The following is a 21944-nucleotide window of genomic DNA, read 5'->3' on the forward strand; positions in this document are numbered from 1 at the left end:
CAGTGTCTTAACCGACACTGGTTTCTCTTTTTTCTATTTATCTAGGTAAAATAAAAGGTGCTGTTCTACCTTTGAACGCTGGTTCCCCATCTTCACCAATAAACGGTCCAAATTCCATAGTAAACTTCTTATACAGCTGAAATTCATCTTTCCTGAACAAGAACACGTGTAATTTCTCGCCTTGTTGACCAGTTGCAATTTCTAGAGGATCACTCGGTTCAGCCATCCCCTGACTTAAAACTCTCGCCCGATTATCATCCACATTAAGAATAGTACCAAGATTCGAAATGCTCACAGGTGAGCTCGATTGATTATCAATCTTTAATTTGACCGTCAAAGACGCAACTCCACTATCCCCAAAATCATTGAACATCTCTTTGTTAGCTTCTGTTGGTATAACATCAGTGTATTGCACACCTTCAAGGGTTACCTTCACATCGCCAATCTGCTGTACTTCATTGATCCCGGATTTTTCAAAAATCATTTTCTTGTCGGCCCAGTTATCTGTAGACAAGCGATCCTGATAAAATTGAGGTTGACCTGCTGTTTCCTTCGCTTGTTCATCGTTGTAAATAAAATCATAAGCTGGTGATTGCTGTTGGAAACTATTTTTATATTGGTCGTTATCTGCCAACCCGCCTTCAATTATGTATTTCGGTTTAACAGTTTTTAGTTTATCAAATTCAGCATTGGTTAAAGTGAAGGTCTGTAAACCTGTTACCTTTTCACCAGCTTCAAATAAAGTGAAGTCATCTTTATTCTTCTTGATTATGTTAATTTGCTGATCTTCCGGTACAAAGTTTTTCCAATCAGACTGAATAAAATCTAAATCATTACTTAGTTGAATTCTGTGATAATTATTATAATACATAGGTTTGTCGGTTCCATTTTCAATGGTAACTTTAGTTGATACCACATATCCATCGATTTGATCGTCAAATAGGATCTTAGAATACTCGTTCATATCTGTTACTTTAACAATCTGGTATTCATCAACAGAAACCTTAAAACCATTCATATCATGTGTGTATTTTGGTTCTTTATTTGTGTAAATAACTTCAACATTACCTTCAGATTCTTCTGCAATATTCGGGTTCAATTCTTCTCCGGCGCTTTCAGAAGGTGGATTTTCTGTTCCTTCAGCTTTCGTTGTTTCTTCAGCTTTCGTTGTTTCCTCTGTTTTTGGCTTAGAATCTTTTTTTTCTGTTGATCCTGAAGCTTCTTCTTCATTTCCGCAAGCTGCTAATAATAGTATTGCTGCAGAAAGGATTGTTGCTGATAATACTTTTGTTTTCCCCACGTTTTCACAACCTTCTTTATTATGTAATACCTCATAATTATAAATGAATACAGACAAAATTCCCTTAAAATTTACAAAATTTTTCCTTTTTCCTTTTATTGTAATTTCCAAAAAACTTTTTTTGCATTTTAAAACAACCCAATCATGTTATTCCAGTCAAAGGGCCTGATACTGGAGTAAGGAAGTAATTTAAAGGGTACCTCTTGAAATTGTAAGTTATTCCAGAAACTTGAAAAGTGGTTTCAAGAACATTTAATCGTTGCATAAAACCTCACTTTTTATTCAGCTATCAGGCGCAGTTAAGCGTGTGAACGTTGATTTATCAATGAAATTAAATCCTGCATAACTATAAATTGTGACAATTTGAAATTCCTTGGCGCCAAATGGTGTTCGTGTGATAGGTCGGTTGGGAATCATTATGTAATCTTTACATGATTATAATATACATCACTCATTTTCTTTCTCAGCCTATGATAAAATGGAATAAAAAGGTATATAAGGAGTGGATCTATTGATGTTTCAACAGAAGATGACCCAACTAGTAAAAATGAAATCAACAACTTGGGGTTATGTGGCATGCATTTCGGCTCTCTTATACGCCGCACCCCATCTTTGGTGGGGGATGGGAATATCTGTAGCTTTCCCAGGCGATTATAAATCATTCCCTGATAACGTTTGGTCAATAGCTATTGGATTTTGGATAATGGGTTTCTTAGCGGTTCTTGCAGCACTCTTTGCACTTTCTTTTATACAACCATGGGGTCGAAGATTTCCTCGTTTAATGCTACTCATACTCGGTTGGATTACATCAGTCGGGTTAACGTTTTGGGGTCTCGGTTTTTTTTACTTAAGGTTTTTTATAGAAATTGGTCGCGTGACATCTTCCCCACAGTTTACTTATCAAGATTCAGAGATACACCCTATAATTTGGGGTTACATTTGGTATTCATTGTTCTTAGTTTGGGGTATCTCGCTAGGTCTTACCGTCCTGCAGTATCAAAGAAGATCTCGTGTACAGAGTGAGGAAGTTAATAAATCCATGTCTATAGACAACTAAGTAAGTAATGGCAGTTACGATAACGAATTTTATTGAAAGGAGAAAAAAATAAGCTTTTTTGTTCAACAATCAGGCGCTTTTCTTCGATAAGGGACAGCGTCAGGAAAATGCGGATATACAACATTAAGGAAATTTCATACTAAAAAGCCCAATTTCTCTGTAAAAAATAGAGAAATTGGGTTCTTTTTCATTACTCCATTAAAGCGCCCGATACTTGAATAAACATTTTACTTATTTTAGCTGGAACATGCTTATTTTCTAATTTATACTTCATCTTTACTATTAATATAAGAATGTCTAAAAAACAAAAATAAAGGTAGAGCTAAAGATAATCCAACTGTAAACAGAGATAAAAGACAAATCCATTTTTCTTTAATGTTATACTTTCGTGATTCATTGAACATAAATACCAAGAAAACAACACATGAGATTAAAAAATCAACTGCAAAAAAGGCCGATATCGTGTTAGTAAATAATAATTCCATTAATAAACCTAAATCAAGTCCATTATCCCTGAGGAACTGAATAAAAAAATAATACGGAAATACAGTACCAATTAGCCCTAAAATCAAATATAATTTTTTCATTGGATAATTTCCCCTTTTTTAACAAAGTTACTATCAGATTACCATAACTAATTCTAAGATCGTTCAAAATATATATATTTTTGAAGATTCCTTTACTAAACAATCTGGCCCAATTCATTAAGAAGAGCGCATTTCCTGCTACAGAAATGCGCCCTATCCTATTATATGGTCCTTTTTAAATAATAGGATAGAATTGCTATCCATAAAGATATTCCCCATGGCAACCAGAACAAAAAGGGAACAAATTGCCCCCAATTTTCATGAGTAATTGAGCCATTTACCAGCATAAATATGATTTGTGGACTGAGCTTTAGCCCCGTTATCTTGATATTAGCCGACATCAACATTAAAATTTGATAAAAATGATCCCATCATTTCTGCCCGTGTATCGTTTTTACCGAAAGGAAATCCGTAGCCACCTAATAACCAGTACAGCACGAGTAACCCGTATAGCAATGACCATAAAGCAGCTGCATACCGAGTCCACTGCGGCCAACGCGACAGCCAGGAATAATATGCTAAATTATCAGTATTTATTTTCGGTTCCATTTCACCCTCCCCTAAGGCTTTTCATAATAAAATTAAAATGTCATCCTCCAAGATATAGTAACCCTTTCAATAAATTAATTAACTTCCTAAAAATATTCTTACTAATTTTACCATTATCCCCTTTCAAAATTAACCTTCTATTACAAGAAAATAGCTTTATTCCTTGCTCCATAATCTGGCCCTTTAGTTGGAGTAACACGAATGAGTTTTACAACATCAACAAAAGCAAAAAAGAAAAACCCTGTATAAATCAATACAGGATTTTGATCAAACTTTAATACAAATTATCAATCTTTTTTATAAACGAGCAGACTTTTTATAAATTATCAAAGTTAAAAAAGGACCTTTCATTAATGAAGATCCTTTTCAGTAAATGAAATGGGTGAACCAGTTGAAGTATGCTGATTAACCCAGTCAAGCGAAACTTTTGAAACGGCAGTCCAGTCAGGAATTTGTGATCTATGTTCTTCGATCCAACTCATACAATATTGCGGGTCTATATTATTTTCTTGGCATTGTGCTAAGAACGACTTAATTGTTGTTTCCGTACAGTTTTGCCATGATCCACAAGTATTTTGCCAAACATTTTCCATTATAAGATCAATTTCAGTAGGCATATATTTGATTCCTCCGTTTTTTAAAAGTTAAGATGAGGCCTTAAAAACTAACATCAATAAGTATGTCCATGGCTAAAAAAATCATACTGCGTAATAGAAATTCAGTTGTTGCCTTGAATAAAGTTTGATTAAAAATACCTCGCAAACCATATTTTAAAGAATCCATTTTGAAAAAAGATTGATCAAAATGGATTCTTTTTCAGTAGATTTAAGTTTGAATTTTATAAAAAAGTTTGATCATTTTCTACCTATGATCTTCAATAATAGCGCCCGATTATGGAAGATTAAGATATGATTATGATTGCTGCCTTTAGCTTGTTAAACTAAAACCTCTTTTGTTTAAATGTATTGTTTCAAAATCTCGTTTATTCAACGTAATTTGGGAAGGGATTTGCATTCTTAAGGCTTTCCATTCAAAGTAAAAAAGATTGGAGCTGAATCAACGTTCTTAATCCATATATGCTCTTGACCACTTAAACCATCCCTCACCAATACGTCACCGTAAAAATCATTTGCCTTTTTGCGAAACCAAGTAAGAAAAGATCCAATAACTTGAGGATCTTCATCAATTTCATTATTCTTAGGAAAGGATATTTGTTTTTGGTCTTCTGTTCTTATATTAATAGCGTATAGAGCTGTTAACATAGTTGGAACAGGTCCTTCCTTCCACTCCTTGTTCTCTATTGCACGCGCCACAATAACCTTGTCTGAAGAGAACCATTCTAAATCAAGGTCTACATAACCTTTAGGTGTATATTCTTTTTGTTGAATAGATGTTGGCATGTCGGCAATCGTGGTCTTCTTGTTTTCAACGAAAAATCTTCCTTCCCCTGAAATATATGCTAGCTGATTATCTGATGGAGCCCACTTCATCCAGTCTTCGTACCCTAGCATTTTTCCTACTGCATGAAATTGTTCTCCTTGATTTGAAAGAACAGATAATGTATTACTATCCATAGACCAGGAAGCTGTAGGAACAGCTATAAAACTAACCCATTTTCCATCGTAACTCCACTTAAAATAGTCAGCATAAATCGCAAACAAATCAGTTTCATTTGTTTGAATCGTATAAAATGGCTTCATTTTATCTTTTGCAAGATTAGCATTGACTGGAATTTTATAAAGTGGGATTGGTCCCCATCCAGTAGGACGCAGACTGGATTGTGAGGAAACGATAAATTCTTTCCCATTCGGAAACCATTCAAACCCACTAACCCCTAATGAGACATTCTCAAAACCCTGTGGGCGACCATTCATTACTTTCGTAACGTTTAATAAACCTTGATCAGTGTAAGCTAATTGATTTTTGATCGGTGACCATTTAAAGTCAGATGTTACTACCCTTATATAAGGCTGGTAGCTTTCTTTTTCCTTTGTATCATATATGAATAAATCCGATTTTTCTCCTTGTTCATCACCATCAATATAAGCAATAAAACGACCGTCATATGACCATTTCGGAGAATACACATATCGATTCTTTGTAATTTGCATTTCTTGTTCTCCCTTTTTAATCCATAGCTGATGGTCACGGATAAATGCAGCAGTGAGTGGGGATTCTGCACTTACCATTATTGATAAGTGAAAACTCAAAGAAAATTAGCAGTAATAAAATACGATATCCCAAGAACATCCCTCCTACCAATAGGATGTCCTGATATTTGATGAAGATTCTTATTAGGATACTCTTCTTCAACTAACCTACTCTTATTTCGCAATAGCGCCAGATTGTGGAAGATCCTAATATAAAAAAATCAATATTTCACTAGTATTTCTTATTGTACTAACGACTACCTTTAGTTGCAGAAGAAACAACTTATTGAATAAATTTGGTACAGTTTCATTAAATAAAATTCCAAACTGATTCTCCTGCTGAGAGAGGAAGGTTAGATAATCTTACACTCACTGTCCTCTTTTTTTATTCCCTTTAGGATTTATCTGAAATGCCTTTTTTTCCGGTGCAAACCAACCAACTAGGGCAATACCGACTAATATTCCATAGAAAATCAGAGTCCAAGCTGGACTGTGGGGAAAATCATGATCTAAAACCCCAATATCCTCATGGGCAAGGGTAATGACAGCAAGTTTGACACCGACCCAAGCAACAATGGCATATGCTGTTGTTTCCAATGCTGGACGTTTTGTAAGAAGTTGAACAAACCAGGTTGCTGCAAACTTAATCAAGATAAGGCCAGCGATACCGCCGAGAAGAACAACGATAAACTGCCCTCCATCCATACCGCCGAAATCGCCGAGCGGTGAATCGGGAAGACCAAGGGCAAGAGCAACCGCAGCTAGTATCGAATCAACTGCAAAAGCGAGGTCAGCCAGCGCAATCTTCCCTACTGTCGGCAAGAAACCTTTTCCGGCGGCTTCCTTTTCATCGTCCTTATGAATATCCTCATTCTTTTTCCCGAAACGCGCCTGAATAACATGCTTTATGCCTAAGTAAAGAAGATAAGCTGCTCCTATCGCCTGTATCTGCCAGACGTTTGCGATAAAAGAAATGGCAAAAAGAGCAATAAATCGAAAAACGAAGGCCATAATGATACCATAATTTATAGCTTTTCTTTTCTCATTTTCGGGTAAATGCTTGGCTATAACTGCTAGTACAAGAGCATTGTCAGCCGATAACAATCCTTCTAATCCGATTAGAATTAACAATGTCCAAGAATACTCTAGCCATAGAGACTCCATCAACTTCTCCCCTTTCTAAAATTAAAATGCAATTTAAAAGTTCCACTAACATTAGAATTTCCCATTAAGCCATAGGTAATCCTATAAAATATCTTAAGTAATTTTGATAGCTTTTTCTCTTCCTTTATTCGGTATTGCACTTTTTCATGTAGGTATTGAAAAACTAACAAAATAAAAGCTCAGAGAAAAAATATGCTTTTATAAATACCATTTTCAAACTGCTGATTATCTTTTTAAAATGCAGTCACCTTTTGATACCTTCTTCATTTAACTTGCTTACGTTAGCTTAAGTACATTTGTTCCCAATCCTCTCTAATTTAAGATAAATATCCAAATTCCTTATTGAGTTGTTATTCCACATAATGGCCGAATACATTAAGACGCCTTCTTATTAATAAAAGGCGCCCGATTGTTGAAGATAAATAATATTATTAAAAGTTCTTGAATCCGGACTTGGCTTATTAAATACCCCATTAGTTTCAACAAGAAATCTACCTCTTAATTATCGTATAGGTACTACAAAGTCTAAGGGGTCAATAAAACCCGAATAATAAAAAAAGAAATTGGATAAGGGTGTATAAACTGCGTAATAGCTCCATAGGAATGAGGAGCTGTTTAAAAAACAACTCCTTTTTTAAACAAACGCCCCCGTTTGTGGAATAAAATATTAAATACAAGGGCTGCGGTGTTAGAAAAAGAAGATTTTACTTAATTATTGGTGCTTGAACGCCATTCTCCCAATCTAAAATAAATGGAGATTGGTGAGGGTTTATACTTTTTGGGATGCAAAAAACTTAATTCTTTACTTTCATTGTAGTTTTTAAAATGCCAGTATAATCTGTTGTATAAAAAATGATTTGAACACTGAAAACTTGATCACCATTAGAGTATTTAGAAAATCCCTTTACTCCTGAATAAATGCCAAAAAGCTCAAATTTATTCAGGGACAGACCTAATTTTTCAAGAACTTCTCTTAAAACAGCTTCTTCAAAAGTTTCTCCTAGTTCGAGTAAGCCTTCAGGTATCCCCTAAGTTTTGGCAGATTTGTTGATTAATGATCAGTTTGAAATTGAATATATAAATGAGGATAAACCGCATCATCATTACATGATTACAGTTAGACGAGTTACGGCATAAAATTTGAGGATAAACACAAGGATGGTAGCAATGCTATTTATTCCACAAGAACAGATGAGTTTAATCTTCTGGTGTTTGAAAAGTTTGGCTTTCAATACATTCTGAGCATTAGTAAAGATGTGACAACAGTCTCAAAGGAAGTATTAGCTGAAATTGCTAACTCAGTAAGAGAGCACTGATATAATTTGGGGTGAGGATCTTCAACAATCGCCCCCGTTTGTTGAAGATCATTTATGTTGTCTTATCGAAGAAAAGCGCCCGATTGTAGAAGATCACTATTAAGGAAAAGTACCCCAATATAACTCCGATAAATAAAATGTTCAGTTGTTTATGGCAATTTTTTAAGTGGTTTTTTAGAAATTCGGGATAGAGCAAGATATCATCAAGTTTATTAATCGCGGGCCACTTATATATTGAAAGTATAACAAAGCAATAAAATTACCTAATTCATCGATGACTAAAATGTCGACTCTACTCTAGAAACAATCACTAATATCCCTTTATAATGCCGATAATACTACTTAATTAGTATTATCGGCTTTTTTATGGTTCAAGTTGTGTTGATACAATGAGGATCAGGCTTTAAACTACATTGTTGCCTTAAAAGATACAAACAATTTCTCGTTAATTTTTTGAGGGGATAAACTCTTTTTCAACAGGAAGTAAGTTGGATACCATGTTGTTAATAGCACTAAACAGAGCTTTTACAGATGAGGTCATAATATCTACGTCAATCCCACAGCCCCAATATACTGTACCATCTAAAGTGGTGATCCCTATATAAGATACAGCTTTTGATCCTGAGCCTATTTCTAGCGCATGCTCCTTATAGACTAAATCTGTATAATGGATACCCAATTGGTTTTGAAGAACGTTGCTAATAGCATCTAGTCTACCATTTCCCATACCGATAAACTCATGTTCTTCATTATTCATCCGGATCGATACAATCGTTTCGTAATGTTCATTTGGAGTAAAATTGTAATTGATAAACTCAACAGGTGTATTAATATTTACATATTCATTGATGAAAATGTCATAGATTTCATTCGGCATAAGCTCCATGTGCTGACGATCCGAAACATTTTTAACACTATATCCAAATCTTTCACACATTTCGGTAGGCAAGTCAAGTCCATATTTTTGCTGAAGTACATAACTGATTCCGCCTTTACCGGATTGGCTGTTAATTCGAATAATATCTCCTTCATATTCTCTGCCAATATCCAGCGGATCAATCAATAGATAAGGTACGGCCCAATGCTGGCATTCTTTTTCTTTGCGCCATTTCATTCCTTTGGCAATGGCATCTTGATGGGAGCCTGAAAATGCAGTAAAAACGAGTTCACCTCCATATGGGTGTCTTTCGTGAACCGTCATTTTTGTCAATCTTTCATACATGGAAATAATTTTAGGGATATTATCAAAATTTAGCTTTGCATCTACCCCATGTGAAAACATGTTTAATGCAAGTGTTACAATGTCTACGTTACCTGTCCTTTCTCCATTTCCAAACAATGTTCCTTCAACTCTCTGCGCCCCTGCAAGCATTCCCAGCTCTGCGTCTGCAACCCCAGTTCCTCTGTCATTGTGTGGATGGATTGAAAGGATCACATTGTTCCGAAAGTTAAGATGCTCACTCAAATACTCAATTTGACTTGCGTAAATGTGAGGCATGGACATTGATACCGTAGCTGGGAGGTTGATAATAACCTTGTTAGCGGCTGTAGGCTGCCATATGTCAAGTACCGAATTGCAAATATCAAGTGCGAACTCCATTTCAGTACCTGTGAAGCTTTCTGGGGAATACTGAAACTGGAAGTTCCCTTCGGTTTCAGCAGCATATTTCTTAAACATTTTTGCACCAGTTACAGCAATGTCAATAATTTGTTCTTTAGATTTCCTGAATACTTGCTCACGCTGTGCCACAGATGTGGAATTGTAAAGGTGCACCACCGCTTTATTCACACCCTGTAGCGCTTCAAATGTTTTACTTATAATGTGTTCTCTTGACTGTGTTAACACTTGAATTGTCACATCATCCGGAATCAAATCTTGTTCAATCAATGTTCGTAAAAAAGCATATTCTGTTTCCGATGCAGCGGGAAAACCCACTTCTATTTCCTTAAAACCCACTTGCAAAAGCAATTGAAAATATTCTAACTTTTCTTCCAGACTCATAGGGACGACCAAAGCCTGATTTCCATCTCGAAGATCCACACTACACCAAGTAGGAGCGTCTTTAATATACTCCTTCTCAGTCCATTTCAAGCTTTTTACTGGAGGCATAAAGTAACCTCTAGAATAATTTTCAATATTTTTCATTCTGACTTCCACCTTTTCCTTAATTTATTTTAAATTAAAATAAAAAAAGCCTATCATCTCATAAGAGACGACAGGCTTTGCCTACGTGGTACCACTCTTTTTGATTCATTTTTTAAAAATTAAACGAACCCACTTAAAGACTTTATTACGGCAGTCAACCGTTAAGACCTACATATCAGTCTTACCACTCCTGGGCGAGTTGGGGAGGTCATCGACTGTCTTTCACCAACCGACAGCTCTCTAAACGACGAATATTCCTTAATAATCCCGATCAATGTGTTTTGAATTATCTGATTTTTGTAATTTTATAATTTGTTTAGTGAATAGTCAACCCAAAATTTAAAAATTAATTTAACTAACTGCTGTTTTATTTAAATGTAATAATTAACATTCTTCATATATACTTATATAGTCTTTTAATTCGATCTTCCACAATCTGGCCCTGATTGTGGAAAAATCGGGCCATTATTGAATAAGCCTTCATAATAAAAAAACGACACCTTTTAACGGTTAGGTTCTCTTCTTTGTACCCGAGAAAGAATCAAACGTTTATAGGAGTTTGGCTATTGTGAGATAAATTTATTTTCTGGTTAAGCTCTTTATTTGTCAATATCTGAAACTTCTTGATCCTTAAAAGACTCAGAATTATGAGATTGAATCATAGTGTTGATGAATTCTTTTGTTGCAGGTGTTACCTCATTAAATGAATGTGTTATTATACCGATATCACGGGTTATCCTCGGATTAATGTTTTTTATGATTAAATTATGAGACACAGAAGAAAGTGTAAATTTCGAAATAATGCCTATACCTAAGTTATTTTTGACCATATTAATTAAAGTTTGAGCATTTTGGACTGTTAGGTTCTCTTTAAACTCAATATTATTTTTTTGAAATATTTTTGATATTGCAATTTCATGTCCACCTTTACAAAAAATAATTTCATTCTGATATTTTTTTAGATCAATCTTTTTTTCTTGACTTAATCTATGATTTTCAGGAATTATTGCAACCATATAATCATTGCTTATTATTTCAAATTCATACGGATCAAAGGGAGAGGCAACGATACCTATATCAACAGTTCGATCCTCCACCCATCCTTTTATTTGATTTGATGTCCCTTCTACTAATTCTATAGTAACAAGTGGATATTTTGACCTAAATAATGCGATGGTGTTTGGTAAAATATTTGTTGATACAGCAGGAAAAGAACCCACTTTAATCTTGCCGCTTTGAAGTTTATTTTCTCGATCAGCAACTTGATATATTTTGTTCTCAATAACTTTCATTTGTCTCCCCAAAATCAGAATTTCTTTTCCCACTTCAGTAAGCATTAATCCTTTTTGTTTATCTCTAATGAATAATTTAATATTGAGGGACTTTTCTAAATTTTTTACCGCCTTACTTACTGCTGGTTGTGATATAAATAAATCTTTAGAAGCCTCTGTAATATTCATTTTTTCGGCGACTTTCATAAATATTTTTAGGTTATTCATGTTCATAACCAATTGGTTATACCTCCTATAATATAAATGTATTTGAGTTATGAATAAATATAACATAATATGAAATCACTTTAGAAGAAAGGGGATTAAATTATGTTTAAAGTTTTCTTGGGAATCATCTCTGTTACTCTTGTTTGGGGGTATACATGGGTTACGATGAAAATAGCAATTAGTGACATCCCCCCGATTTTATTTTCATCTTTACGTTTATTAATTGGAGCGATTCCTTTGTTTATCCTTCTCATAATACAAAGGAAAAGGCTTAAAGCAGGTAAGGAGAATTATAAAAACTATCTCATCATGAGCTTGTTCATGGCTTTAGGTTATATGGGAATATTGACTTATGGTATGCAATTTGTTGATTCAGGAAAAACTTCTGTTTTAGTGTACACAATGCCTATATTTGTTACAATTATTAGTCATTTTAAATTAAATGAGAAAGTTACTATTTATAAAATGGTGGGATTGATATTTTGTCTAGTTGGTCTTTTATTTATTTTAGGAACAGAAATTATTAATTTTGATCCAAAAGCAGTATTTGGAGAGTTATTAGTATTAATTTCAGCCCTTAGTTGGGCATCAGCAAATGTTTTTAGCAAACTAAAGTTCAAAAATATCGATATTATTCATATGAATGCTTGGCAACTTATTATGGGAACAATATTTTTATTCATTTTCTCTTTAATATTAGAACCAAACCATTCAATCGAGTGGTCTAATGAGGCAGTTTTATCACTATTATTTAATGGTTTGTTCTCAACTGCCTTTACATTTGTAGTTTGGTTCTGGGTACTTAAAAAAATAGATGCTTCGAAAGCATCTATGGCATTAATGTTTGTTCCTATTCTAGGTATTATATTTGGATGGCTACAACTTGGGGAGATCATAACAATTGGTATTATTATTGGTGCACTTCTAATATGTGCTGGTATCTTTATGAACATGTACAATTTTAAAAGCACTACAACAATAAATAAAAAAGGGGATGTATCATGCGAAAAATGTATTAATAGATTAAGGTCAAAATTCAACTAATCATTTCCTATCAAATAGTGGCCAAAAGGTATCTTATTTACCTTTTAACGTCACCCATTTCCTTTTTTTGCAAACGGATGGCGATTGTTGAAGGGTAAGGTTTCGGTAGGTCTTACCTCTAATTTAAGTTGTTGTTTTTATTCAAGAATCGGGCGCTTTCAACAATCGGGCCATATGACTCCTTTACTGAAAGCAGCTTAGGGTTCATTTAGTTTGTTATTTATTAAGTTTTATATGGTTTATTATTTAGACATTTGCAGCACGGATTAGTCAGTAAAACAATTAAAGTGCGGACATTGATCGTGTCGGGCAGCATCACTGACATCCACCTCATGGAAAGGTTGACGAGGGAATTTTGGAGCTAAGACTCTGTGAGACATGGGAGGGTTGACCTCCATGAGACATGTGGACATCCACCAGTGCAACCATACTTTTACTACCTAACCACTTTTTGGATAGGAGTGGTTAGGCAGTTAAGAACTTTTTTTCTCTAACACACCAAAAATATCCTTACTTTCAACTTACATCCATAACTTTGATGTCTAATTAAAATAAAACATGATGAAATCTTAAGAAAAAGCTAATAATCCAGAGTTATTCCTTTCTTTATAGAGGGAGTTTAATTGAAGAGTGTATTTCAATTAATAGGATTCAAATAATTTTTCTTCTAAACGAAGAGTGATTCTTTGTTATCTAAAGTCATCCCAAGTTAAATCGAGTGTTAATATTCCAGCCTGTTTTTCTTTACCAAGTTGATTTATGCTTTTTGTTGCTAACTCTGGCTTTCGAAAACAAACTAGTTCTTTGTAATACCCAAACTTTCGACAAATATCTGGTCTAACAGAATGTATACCGCATCTATCTTTATTTAAATCATAGAAAATACATGTTCCATAATATCTTTTTTGATTCTCAAGCTCTGATCGTAATTTTATAGGCATTGATTTTATTTTCTTTTTTATTTTCTTAACTTCTCTTTCACTAATAGGAACAGGGCCACAACACAAACCTTTACAACCTTGACAAGGTAATGTCTCCATATGTACACCTCTCAATAATTTATTGAATATGAAACGAATAAAAAAGCCTCGCAAAAACGCGAGGCTTTAAAAATATAATTGTATAGAGGGCCATGAGCTTTTATTTTATATGGAAAATAAACCCAAGCTCAGACCATATGGTACGGTGAAAATGTTATTCTTATTATATTATAACAAAAATTCGTGAAATTCCAAAGAGAAAGAATTTATTTAAGTTTTGAGTCTTAATCTGCCTAATAAGAGATTTTCTTCTTCGGTAGTTCAGCAGCTCCAACTGAACGCCGCATCAAAGCAGTAGCGACTGTGAGTGCAGTGGATATCGGTGCTATGTTCCGAGGAGAAGGTAGCATTGAAACACAATTGCAAACACTTGAGGCGGTTGCGAAGCAGCGTACTGCAGAAGCAAATGGAACAGAAGCGCATTTCCTTACTTATGCACCTGATACGCTTGAAGAAATTGATGAAAATACACCTGTGCTTATGCGTGAAGCTTATGACTACTATAGAACGCCTAGAGCACAGCACCCTAATTCTCCAAATCGATTCCTATTTACAAGCGTTGACAAACTCATGGCATTCTCAGCAACAGACCAAATCAGAACCTACCTGACTCAACCGATGTTATTGATTGTAGGAACCGAGGCTGACACACGCGTTTACAGCGAACAATTCTACGAATTGTCGAATGGACCAAAGGAATTGTTCTGGGTTGAGGGAGCAACGCATGTTGCTATGTATGATATCCCAGAATATATAGGTCAATCTGTACCTAAGTTAACAGATTTCTTTGGCAAGAATCTTTAAGAAATAAGAAAGTAGCATCCAACATGTTTTTATAAAACAGAAGCTTGGTATCATTAAGAATAAAGCCGTTTTCCTAGTCATTTTAGGAAAACGGCTTTATTTTGCTTCAGATATGAAGCTGAATAACATTTGAATTTAAATTTGTACAGAAACTAATTCTTATTTAATATAATGGCCCTTATGTAGAAGAACTTCAGTATCCGCTTACTCAGTTAAACTGGCCCGATTGTTGAGCAGAAGTCTTGAAACCACTCTTCAACTAAACCGCCCGATTGCTTAATACCAATTATTTCAAAATTAGGTGATTAACTCAATCTTTTATTCCAGTAAAAAGGGCACTTACCTTATTACAGATAAGCGCCCGATTGTGAAATAAAAATCAGCTAGTTTTAGTTTAATGTATCTCTAAATGTACTTTGTGCTGATTCTACATTGTATTTAGGTGTGTATGGATCACTAAATCCGTGTTGACCCTTACATATATGTATATCTATATTCTTTATTTAATGTTGAAATTAGTTCATCAACATGAGATGTTGGATTCGCAATAAGCGTATTTCTTTTGTTAGCATGATCAGTTCATCCTCACCTATATACCAACTTATATTGTTTAAATATATGGCTAACAAGGGTTCATGAGTAGATGATCTAAATGGAGGTTCTTATCACGGTGAAAAATAATTATAAAAAACATTATTTTTTTTTATTTTGATGTATTTTTTTCCTTAAAGCATTGACTGCTAATAAGAGTAAAGGAAGAACAAGTCCGTATGTTGTGGCATATAGTGGCCATATTTCTTTATCATATGTTGCTTGGTGGATCACATTGGGATGTACAATTAAGGAAAGTGAAACGACGATCATCCCTAAAGGTATAGTAAGTGGGCGATAATTGTTTAATTTCAACGTTTGTGCAAGACCGATAACGGACGCGTAAAAATAAAACGTCATTTTAAAATAAATCGTGATAAACCACATGCAGGCCATTATGGCTTCTATCCGTTGCAAAAAATCCCCTACGTTTATCTTCCTGGCCAAAGCATAACTCGGATACATCTGCCTTGCTGAGTTATCCGCGCCCAAAACGATAATAGTTAAAAAGATAATGATGCATAAACAGAATCCGCCGATTAGTATTCCGATAAAAAAGGTTTTTTCAGCTGCTTTTGGTTGATTCACTGAAACAGGAAAAATCATTAATAAAACAATCAAAGGTAAAGAAAAAAAACTTGTAAAAAGAAAAACAGCACGGATCATCGGGTTTATTCCTGTTTCCAATACGGGTTGTATGTTTTCAAAATTCCATTGTACAGGAGGTAATAAGACTGTAACCACTAGAATTATGAATAAAAAAACAAAGACAGGAAATAAAATTTCTGCAGAACGTGCCAACGTTTCAAGACCAAGACGAATTCCCATAATTAAAATGCATGAGAAAATAACATGGATAGCTTCGATTGGCGTATCCGGCATGATCTGTGTAGTCATGAAAGTTCCCACATAAAGCAATAGTTCTGCCGCGGACAAAAGTGAAAAGAAAACAAAAGTAAGAGAAACCGCCCTACCTATCCATCTGCCAAGAAGTATTTCATTCATTTCGACGATTGTCATCGTCGGGAACATCCTGCCTACGGCATTGTATAAAACCACCAATAATAAACCTACGCCAGTACTGACTAAAGCTGCGATCCAAGCATCTTGTTTTACTTCTTTAGCCAGACTTCCAGGAACCAATAAGATGGTCGTACCTATAGAAAATAAAATAACAAATATTGCAAATTGCCTTGTACTAATTTTAAAATTATTTACCATAGTCCAACTTCCCATCAATGTTTATAATCCTTATTGTTGACTTTGTTTTGTTAGAATAAACTCTAGTCTTTTAGAAACAGTCTTCCCTAAAACTCTTTTTGAGTTATTTGTCTCTAGTTCCTTTCTAGCAGTAGTTTAAGTACAATCATTCAATCTTTTTATCGAGTAAACTGACAATGTAAATAAAAAAACGAATATCAAACACTACTTTTAGGTAGTATCTGATATTCGAATTACAGTTCAATATGATATTTGATTATTTTCTTAAGGTTTTTAATGCACCGCTCCAAGCAACAACTTGGTCAAGCATTTCATTTACATTATTAAGGTGCAAGTCAGCTGGTTTAAATATAGTATAGTTTTCAAAGTCGGTAAATAAGGACAATGTAGGATGTACACGGACATCTGCAATCATTAATTCACCCAAGATTCCTCGTAAATGTTCAGCTGCACGAGCACCACCAGTTGAACCATAACTAACGATACCTGCTGCTTTGTTATTCCAGGCTTCACGAGCGAAATCAAGTGCATTTTTTAAGGCTCCTGTTATACTGTGATTATATTCCTGAACGATAAATACGAATCCATCCAAGCTGTTAAGTTTTTCGTTCCAAGCTGCAATTCCTGGTTCAGTCCCATCAGTTGTTCCTAAAAAAGGTAATTGATAATCAGCAATATCTACGATTTCATAGTTTGCATCTCCACGTTTGTCAGCAATTCCTTTAACCCATTCTCCCACTTGCGGGCTAACTCGCCCTTGCCTTGTACTACCTAAAATAATTCCAATATTTAATTTCTCATTTGTCATTGTTTCTTCCTCCTGTATAGCTTTTTAAATTTATATTTCCAAATTCTGTGCACCTATTCCTATTTTCTTTAATAAATGAATTAGCTGCTCTTTCTCTTCGTTAGTAATGAATGAAACATTTTCTGAGATTGTTGCAACGTGTTTTGGGAAAATCTCGTCAAAAAGTGCTCTTCCTTCTTCCGTTAGGACGACATTAGAAGCCCTTCTATCCTTAGGGTTTGCTTGTCTTTCTACAAGCCCTTTCTTTTCTAACTTATCTACGACATAGGTGATACTTCCACTTGGAATAGAGAACGCCTCACTGATCTTTTGGACAGGATGCGGACCTTTACTGTAAAGCAATTCAAGAATCATAAAATTTTCCTTACTAATATTATGACTTTCAATATCTTTCAGTATGTTTTCAGCAACAGCTTTGGAAGCTTTCATCCAAACACGAAACAATCTCAAATCCAACTGACTTTGTTCATCTCCTTGATACATTCACCGAACCTCCTATTACAATAATTTTAAAAATTCAATTTAAGTTATCTTGGTTTTCTGTATAAAGGATAGTCAACTTCAGTCGGAACTTCAATTAGGAAGATTCTAAGGTCTTTATCTAAAGCTTGAATTGCTACTTCTCCCTCCTGACTTGATTGAACGATAACAAAATCTTTATGTGCAAAACGAGTGGGTTCATTCGTTTCTAATGAAAAAGCTCCATCGCCTCTAATCGCTAGACCAGCTAATGTCCGGTTTTGCGAAAGTCTATGAGTATATACCGTTCCATTTGGAATACGGATATCCCACATGTCCGCATCTGTCACAATTTTCATGTGTGAATCGTTTCCTAGTATTGTCTTAATCGTCACACCTTCTTTATCTATTACGGGAAAATCCTGAGAGCTGTATTGTAAATAAGTTGGTGTACGTTTTATTGCCTGGCTTAAATGTGGTTCAAACCAGATTTGAAAAGCTTCCGAAGGTTCTTTTACTGCTTCTGCATGATACACACCGGAGCCAGTTTGCATGAGTTGGGCTTCTCCTTCACCTACAACACTTTCTGTACCAAGCGTATCACGATGATACGTTTTACCCTTGATTACATAAGTGATGATTTCAAAACCTTGATGTGGATGTAGTCCAATCTCTGCGGGTCCATGAGTATGCCCCCAAGCCCAGTAAAATAGTGGTCCTAGCCTATTTATTAATGATCCTTCTCCAGAAAAGCCAATCGGTTTTTGTTCTTCTATTTTACCGCCATCGAACTGCCCATACGCTTGATCCTGTGGTTTGATAATTTGAATTTTCATTTTCATCTCTCCTATACGTGATGTGAATAGGCATTTATCCAAGCAAAGATCCAACATTGATAAGTAATACAATCAATCCTAAAATCAACAGAATTATCGGCATCATCATTTTGTTTGCAGGATCCTTAACTTTCATGTGTGTAAAAATTGCTCCCAACATTGTTCCTACAATTAACAAAGCACCCCACGCAGCTAATGTATCATTCCAAATACCTGAAATCACTAATACCGCCGAAATCACTTCTACCAGACCTGTAAATACCCTAAAACCTGCTGGATGCCCATAACGCTTAAATTCATCCACCATTTGCTTTGAACTAAATTTCATAAACCCAAACATTAGGAATCCTAACCCTAATATGCCTTGAAGAATAATTGATAAAATAGTCATTTATTTTCTCTCCCTTTATCCTAATATTATTTATCCTAAAATTAGTACATTTTTATCCTAACATTAGGATATATTTTGTGTCAACAAAAATAACCCGTTTTATTTATAACGAGCTCTAAAAATAAGTAGATGTATGTATTTTGATTTGGAAAATGGCGTGTTTTTTTGCCACCCTAATTGTCATACATAAGTATGGTGTAATGTATAAGGTGTCACTTTAGGAGGTAATTTGCACGGATTTTAAGTGCTATTTTGCGCATCCAACTTTTATGGCTTTGGAATAATGATTGATCAAATTAATGATAATAACCTTGATAAACGAACAAAAAGAAAGAGCGTGTTTTGAAAAAAAGATTGATCAAAACATGCTCTTAATATATTCATATGAATTCTTAGCAACTTCTATTCGAAATTCCCCCTTTTTATTTTTAATCGAGATAAGCCATAAGTAAAAGTATAGCAAAAAGCTCCTCTCTATTAAGAGAAGGGCTTTTTTTATGCTGTCCAATGTTCAAATGAAGGAATTCTCAAAATCCTTTTTTGGTTAGATTACGGTATTTAACAACGCCTTTTATCTCAGGCTCAAGGTAGATAAAATCATTGTTTTCGTTAACAATGTGCTTTTTGTATTCAGCATATAATTATGAGAACAAGGATTTAAGAGACCAATTAATGGGCCAGATTATGGAACAACACATTTAAAAAGAACTGGTAAAGTTTCTTAAATATTGTAAAGAATTATACTTAAATTAACAGGTACGTTAAGTTTAAGTACATTCCTTCACAAAGTTATAGAAAAAGCCGATCATCCTACTTAGGTAAAGGAAATCGGCTTTTTTTCTTTAATTAATTTTAAACAATAACAATTGCAAAAGATGATTTCATCGAACCACACTTAAATATCATTTCATTTGTTCATACTGGAATGTTACCAATCGATTCGTTTTCCATCTCTAAAGAATCCCCCACTAGGTCCTTCAGGTCCAATAGTCGCTAACCAAAGGATAGACTCAGCTGCTTGTTTGGGAGTTCTTGGAGCAGATGGTCCACCCATATCTGTACTTACCCATCCCGGATCGACCGCGTTTATTTTGATATCACCATTGATTTCTGCAGCTACCAATTGTGTCAATCCATTTAGGGCAAATTTAGACAACTTATAAGCTCCTACTCCTTGATAAGACATTTCGCTCATCGCCCCATATTCTGAGGAAACATTAATAATTCTCCCATAGCCTTGTTTTTCCATGAGGGGAATAAAGGAACGGATCACATGGTAAGCGCCGAAGAAATTAGTTGCCATCGTTCCCTCTAGAATTGAAGGTCCCATATTCAATAACTTTTCATTTTCATTCAAATACACGCCAGCATTATTAATCAATACGTCTAATCTTCCATACCGATCATTTACTGTAATCGCAGCTTGATGGATGCTTTCTTGGTTATCTACGTCCATCACCACAAAGGAAACGTCCAGATCTGACTGCTTAAGTTTCTGCGCAGCTTCATGACCATTCTCTGAATCCCGACTTGTCAAAATGACCTTAAAACCATTCAAAGCCAATTGTTTGGTCAGCTCATATCCAATTCCTCGATTCCCGCCGGTTACAAGCGCAACTTGTTTATCGTGTGACATTTAACTCCTCCATTTCTCGCCTACTGCTCGAAAAATTGGGTAACCCATCTTTTATCAGAGTCGATTCAAGGTGGTAGATAGCATCTTTACGACTTACAAGGTAGATATGTCAATAACGAATCGATAACGCACATCACTACGCAGAACACGCTCATACGCTTCGTCTACTTGGGCAGCACTAATTACCTCAATTTTAGGTGAAATGCCATGTTCTGCGGCGAAGTCGAGCATCTCTTGTGTTTCCCGAATTCCACCAATAAGTGAACCGGCAAGGCTACGACGTTTCATGATTAAAGAAAATACATGGTATTGATCTGGCTCGGCTGGTGCACCGACATTTACAAGTGTTCCATCTACGCGAAGCAAGGATAAATATGCATTAACGTCAATATTTGCAGACACGGTGTTTAAGATGAGGTCAAAACGACCAGCTAACTCAGTGAATGTAGCTGGCTCACTTGTAGCAAAGTAATGATCTGCTCCAAAACTTAAGGCTTCACTTTCCTTATTGTTAGACCGACTCAAGACAGTTACTTCAGCACCCATTGCATGGGCAAATTGGATCGCTACATGTCCGAGACCTCCCATCCCAACAATGGCAACCTTCTTACCTGGTCCTGCGTTCCAATGTTTCAATGGAGAATACGTGGTGATACCTGCACATAATAGAGGTGCCGCTACATCCAAATTAAAAGCATCAGGAATACGGACAGCATAACCTTCCTTTACAACTATTTTTCGGCTATATCCACCGTATGTTGGATTACCATCGTAGTCTAATTTATTATATGTGTCGATAACGCCTTTCGTACAAAATTGCTCCTCTCCACTGAGACAGTATTCGCATTCTCCGCAGGAGTCCACAAAGCATCCAACACCAACGCGGTCACCAACAGCAAATTTTGTAACTTCTGATCCTACCGCTGCCACGACTCCGGCGATTTCGTGACCAGGGACCATTGGGAAGATTCCTCCAGACCATTCGCCGTATGCACTATGAATATCAGAGTGGCAAATACCGCTAAACTTAATATCTATTAAGATGTCATGTGGACGTAATTCTCTACGCTCAATAATAGTCTTTTCAAATGGTGCTTTTGCACTTGGGACACTTAGAACACGAGTCATTGTCATGTTTTTATGATTATTACACATATGCTATAACACTATCCTTTCTTAAAAAGACTGAAAAATTTGGTTAATTAATCATTTAGATATATTTGATTCCTGTTATAAATCAATTTTGATTGATTAATCAACATATGTCTATAATTATAAACAGAAACAAGATGCCTTCAATGGTTAAATGAACGCAATTCGTTGTTTACTCAACAAATCAATAAAAA

General features: G+C 35.1%; 20 protein-coding genes and 1 other annotated feature. Of the genes, 3 read left to right on the plus strand and 17 right to left on the minus strand.

Features of this window, described 5'->3' with window-relative positions; all coding sequences use genetic code 11:
* Positions 1-37: 37 nt before the first annotated feature.
* Positions 38-1411, minus strand: a complete 1374-nt coding sequence (locus QFZ72_RS15685; RefSeq protein WP_307434947.1) for a DUF5068 domain-containing protein — start codon at positions 1409-1411, stop codon at positions 38-40.
* Positions 1412-1814: 403 nt separating this feature from the next.
* Between QFZ72_RS15685 and QFZ72_RS15690 the strand changes: the two genes are divergently transcribed.
* Positions 1815-2357, plus strand: coding sequence for a DUF3995 domain-containing protein (locus QFZ72_RS15690; RefSeq protein WP_307439800.1), 543 nt, complete (start codon positions 1815-1817; stop codon positions 2355-2357).
* 263 nt (positions 2358-2620) lie between these two features.
* Here the strand turns inward: QFZ72_RS15690 and QFZ72_RS15695 are convergent, their stop codons facing one another.
* The 8 genes from QFZ72_RS15695 to QFZ72_RS15730 all read right to left on the minus strand — a co-directional run bounded on the left by QFZ72_RS15695 (position 2621) and on the right by QFZ72_RS15730 (position 11780).
* Positions 2621-2944 (minus strand): DUF2834 domain-containing protein, encoded by a 324-nt coding sequence (locus QFZ72_RS15695; protein ID WP_307434950.1) that lies wholly within the window; start codon positions 2942-2944, stop codon positions 2621-2623.
* Between the two features lie 330 nt (positions 2945-3274).
* Positions 3275-3493 (minus strand): hypothetical protein, encoded by a 219-nt coding sequence (locus tag QFZ72_RS15700; RefSeq protein WP_307434953.1) that lies wholly within the window; start codon positions 3491-3493, stop codon positions 3275-3277.
* Positions 3494-3843: 350 nt separating this feature from the next.
* Positions 3844-4110: a hypothetical protein gene (locus QFZ72_RS15705; protein ID WP_307434956.1), complete on the minus strand. Its 267-nt coding sequence runs from the start codon at positions 4108-4110 to the stop codon at positions 3844-3846.
* Between the two features lie 399 nt (positions 4111-4509).
* Positions 4510-5604, minus strand: coding sequence for a translocation protein TolB (locus tag QFZ72_RS15710; protein WP_373464589.1), 1095 nt, complete (start codon positions 5602-5604; stop codon positions 4510-4512).
* A gap of 408 nt (positions 5605-6012) precedes the next feature.
* On the minus strand, positions 6013-6807 hold the full coding sequence (locus QFZ72_RS15715) for a TerC family protein (protein ID WP_307434959.1): 795 nt from the start codon (positions 6805-6807) through the stop codon (positions 6013-6015).
* A 794-nt stretch (positions 6808-7601) separates the two neighbouring features.
* Positions 7602-7832 carry an NUDIX domain-containing protein gene (locus QFZ72_RS15720; RefSeq protein WP_307439803.1) on the minus strand — a complete coding sequence of 77 codons (231 nt, stop codon included), beginning with the start codon at positions 7830-7832 and terminating at the stop codon, positions 7602-7604.
* 736 nt (positions 7833-8568) lie between these two features.
* Positions 8569-10269 carry a 2-isopropylmalate synthase gene (locus tag QFZ72_RS15725; protein ID WP_307434962.1) on the minus strand — a complete coding sequence of 567 codons (1701 nt, stop codon included), beginning with the start codon at positions 10267-10269 and terminating at the stop codon, positions 8569-8571.
* A 60-nt stretch (positions 10270-10329) separates the two neighbouring features.
* Positions 10330-10553, minus strand: a binding site (T-box leader).
* Between the two features lie 315 nt (positions 10554-10868).
* Positions 10869-11780 (minus strand): LysR family transcriptional regulator, encoded by a 912-nt coding sequence (locus QFZ72_RS15730; protein WP_307434965.1) that lies wholly within the window; start codon positions 11778-11780, stop codon positions 10869-10871.
* Between the two features lie 90 nt (positions 11781-11870).
* On the opposite strand from QFZ72_RS15730, the gene QFZ72_RS15735 reads away from it, so the two are divergent.
* Positions 11871-12812: a DMT family transporter gene (locus QFZ72_RS15735; RefSeq protein WP_307434968.1), complete on the plus strand. Its 942-nt coding sequence runs from the start codon at positions 11871-11873 to the stop codon at positions 12810-12812.
* Positions 12813-13501: 689 nt separating this feature from the next.
* Here QFZ72_RS15735 and QFZ72_RS15740 read toward each other — a convergent pair.
* Entirely contained in the window at positions 13502-13852 is a 351-nt protein-coding gene (locus QFZ72_RS15740; RefSeq protein ID WP_307434971.1) for a YkgJ family cysteine cluster protein, read from the minus strand.
* Positions 13853-14155: 303 nt separating this feature from the next.
* Here QFZ72_RS15740 and QFZ72_RS15745 point away from each other — a divergent pair, with 303 nt between their 5' ends.
* Positions 14156-14656 carry an alpha/beta hydrolase gene (locus QFZ72_RS15745; protein ID WP_307434974.1) on the plus strand — a complete coding sequence of 167 codons (501 nt, stop codon included), beginning with the start codon at positions 14156-14158 and terminating at the stop codon, positions 14654-14656.
* Between the two features lie 693 nt (positions 14657-15349).
* On the opposite strand, the gene QFZ72_RS15750 is transcribed toward QFZ72_RS15745, so the two are convergent.
* From QFZ72_RS15750 to QFZ72_RS15780, 7 genes are all read right to left on the minus strand, one after another.
* Positions 15350-16468 carry a GerAB/ArcD/ProY family transporter gene (locus QFZ72_RS15750; protein WP_307434977.1) on the minus strand — a complete coding sequence of 373 codons (1119 nt, stop codon included), beginning with the start codon at positions 16466-16468 and terminating at the stop codon, positions 15350-15352.
* Positions 16469-16724: 256 nt separating this feature from the next.
* Positions 16725-17276, minus strand: coding sequence for an NADPH-dependent FMN reductase (locus QFZ72_RS15755; protein ID WP_307434979.1), 552 nt, complete (start codon positions 17274-17276; stop codon positions 16725-16727).
* A gap of 30 nt (positions 17277-17306) precedes the next feature.
* Complete coding sequence (locus QFZ72_RS15760; RefSeq protein ID WP_307434982.1) at positions 17307-17759, minus strand: MarR family winged helix-turn-helix transcriptional regulator; 453 nt, start codon at positions 17757-17759, stop codon at positions 17307-17309.
* 44 nt (positions 17760-17803) lie between these two features.
* The gene (locus tag QFZ72_RS15765) at positions 17804-18571 is read right to left on the minus strand and encodes a pirin family protein (protein ID WP_307434985.1); all 768 of its coding nucleotides are present in this window, start codon (positions 18569-18571) and stop codon (positions 17804-17806) included.
* A gap of 34 nt (positions 18572-18605) precedes the next feature.
* Positions 18606-18962: a DoxX family protein gene (locus tag QFZ72_RS15770; RefSeq protein WP_307434988.1), complete on the minus strand. Its 357-nt coding sequence runs from the start codon at positions 18960-18962 to the stop codon at positions 18606-18608.
* A 928-nt stretch (positions 18963-19890) separates the two neighbouring features.
* Positions 19891-20598 (minus strand): SDR family oxidoreductase, encoded by a 708-nt coding sequence (locus QFZ72_RS15775; RefSeq protein ID WP_307434991.1) that lies wholly within the window; start codon positions 20596-20598, stop codon positions 19891-19893.
* 93 nt (positions 20599-20691) lie between these two features.
* Positions 20692-21753 (minus strand): NAD(P)-dependent alcohol dehydrogenase, encoded by a 1062-nt coding sequence (locus tag QFZ72_RS15780; protein ID WP_307434993.1) that lies wholly within the window; start codon positions 21751-21753, stop codon positions 20692-20694.
* Between the last annotated feature and the right edge of the window lie 191 nt (positions 21754-21944).

The sequence above is a fragment of the Bacillus sp. V2I10 genome, from assembly GCF_030817055.1.
Taxonomy (GTDB): Bacteria; Bacillota; Bacilli; order Bacillales; family Bacillaceae; genus Bacillus_P.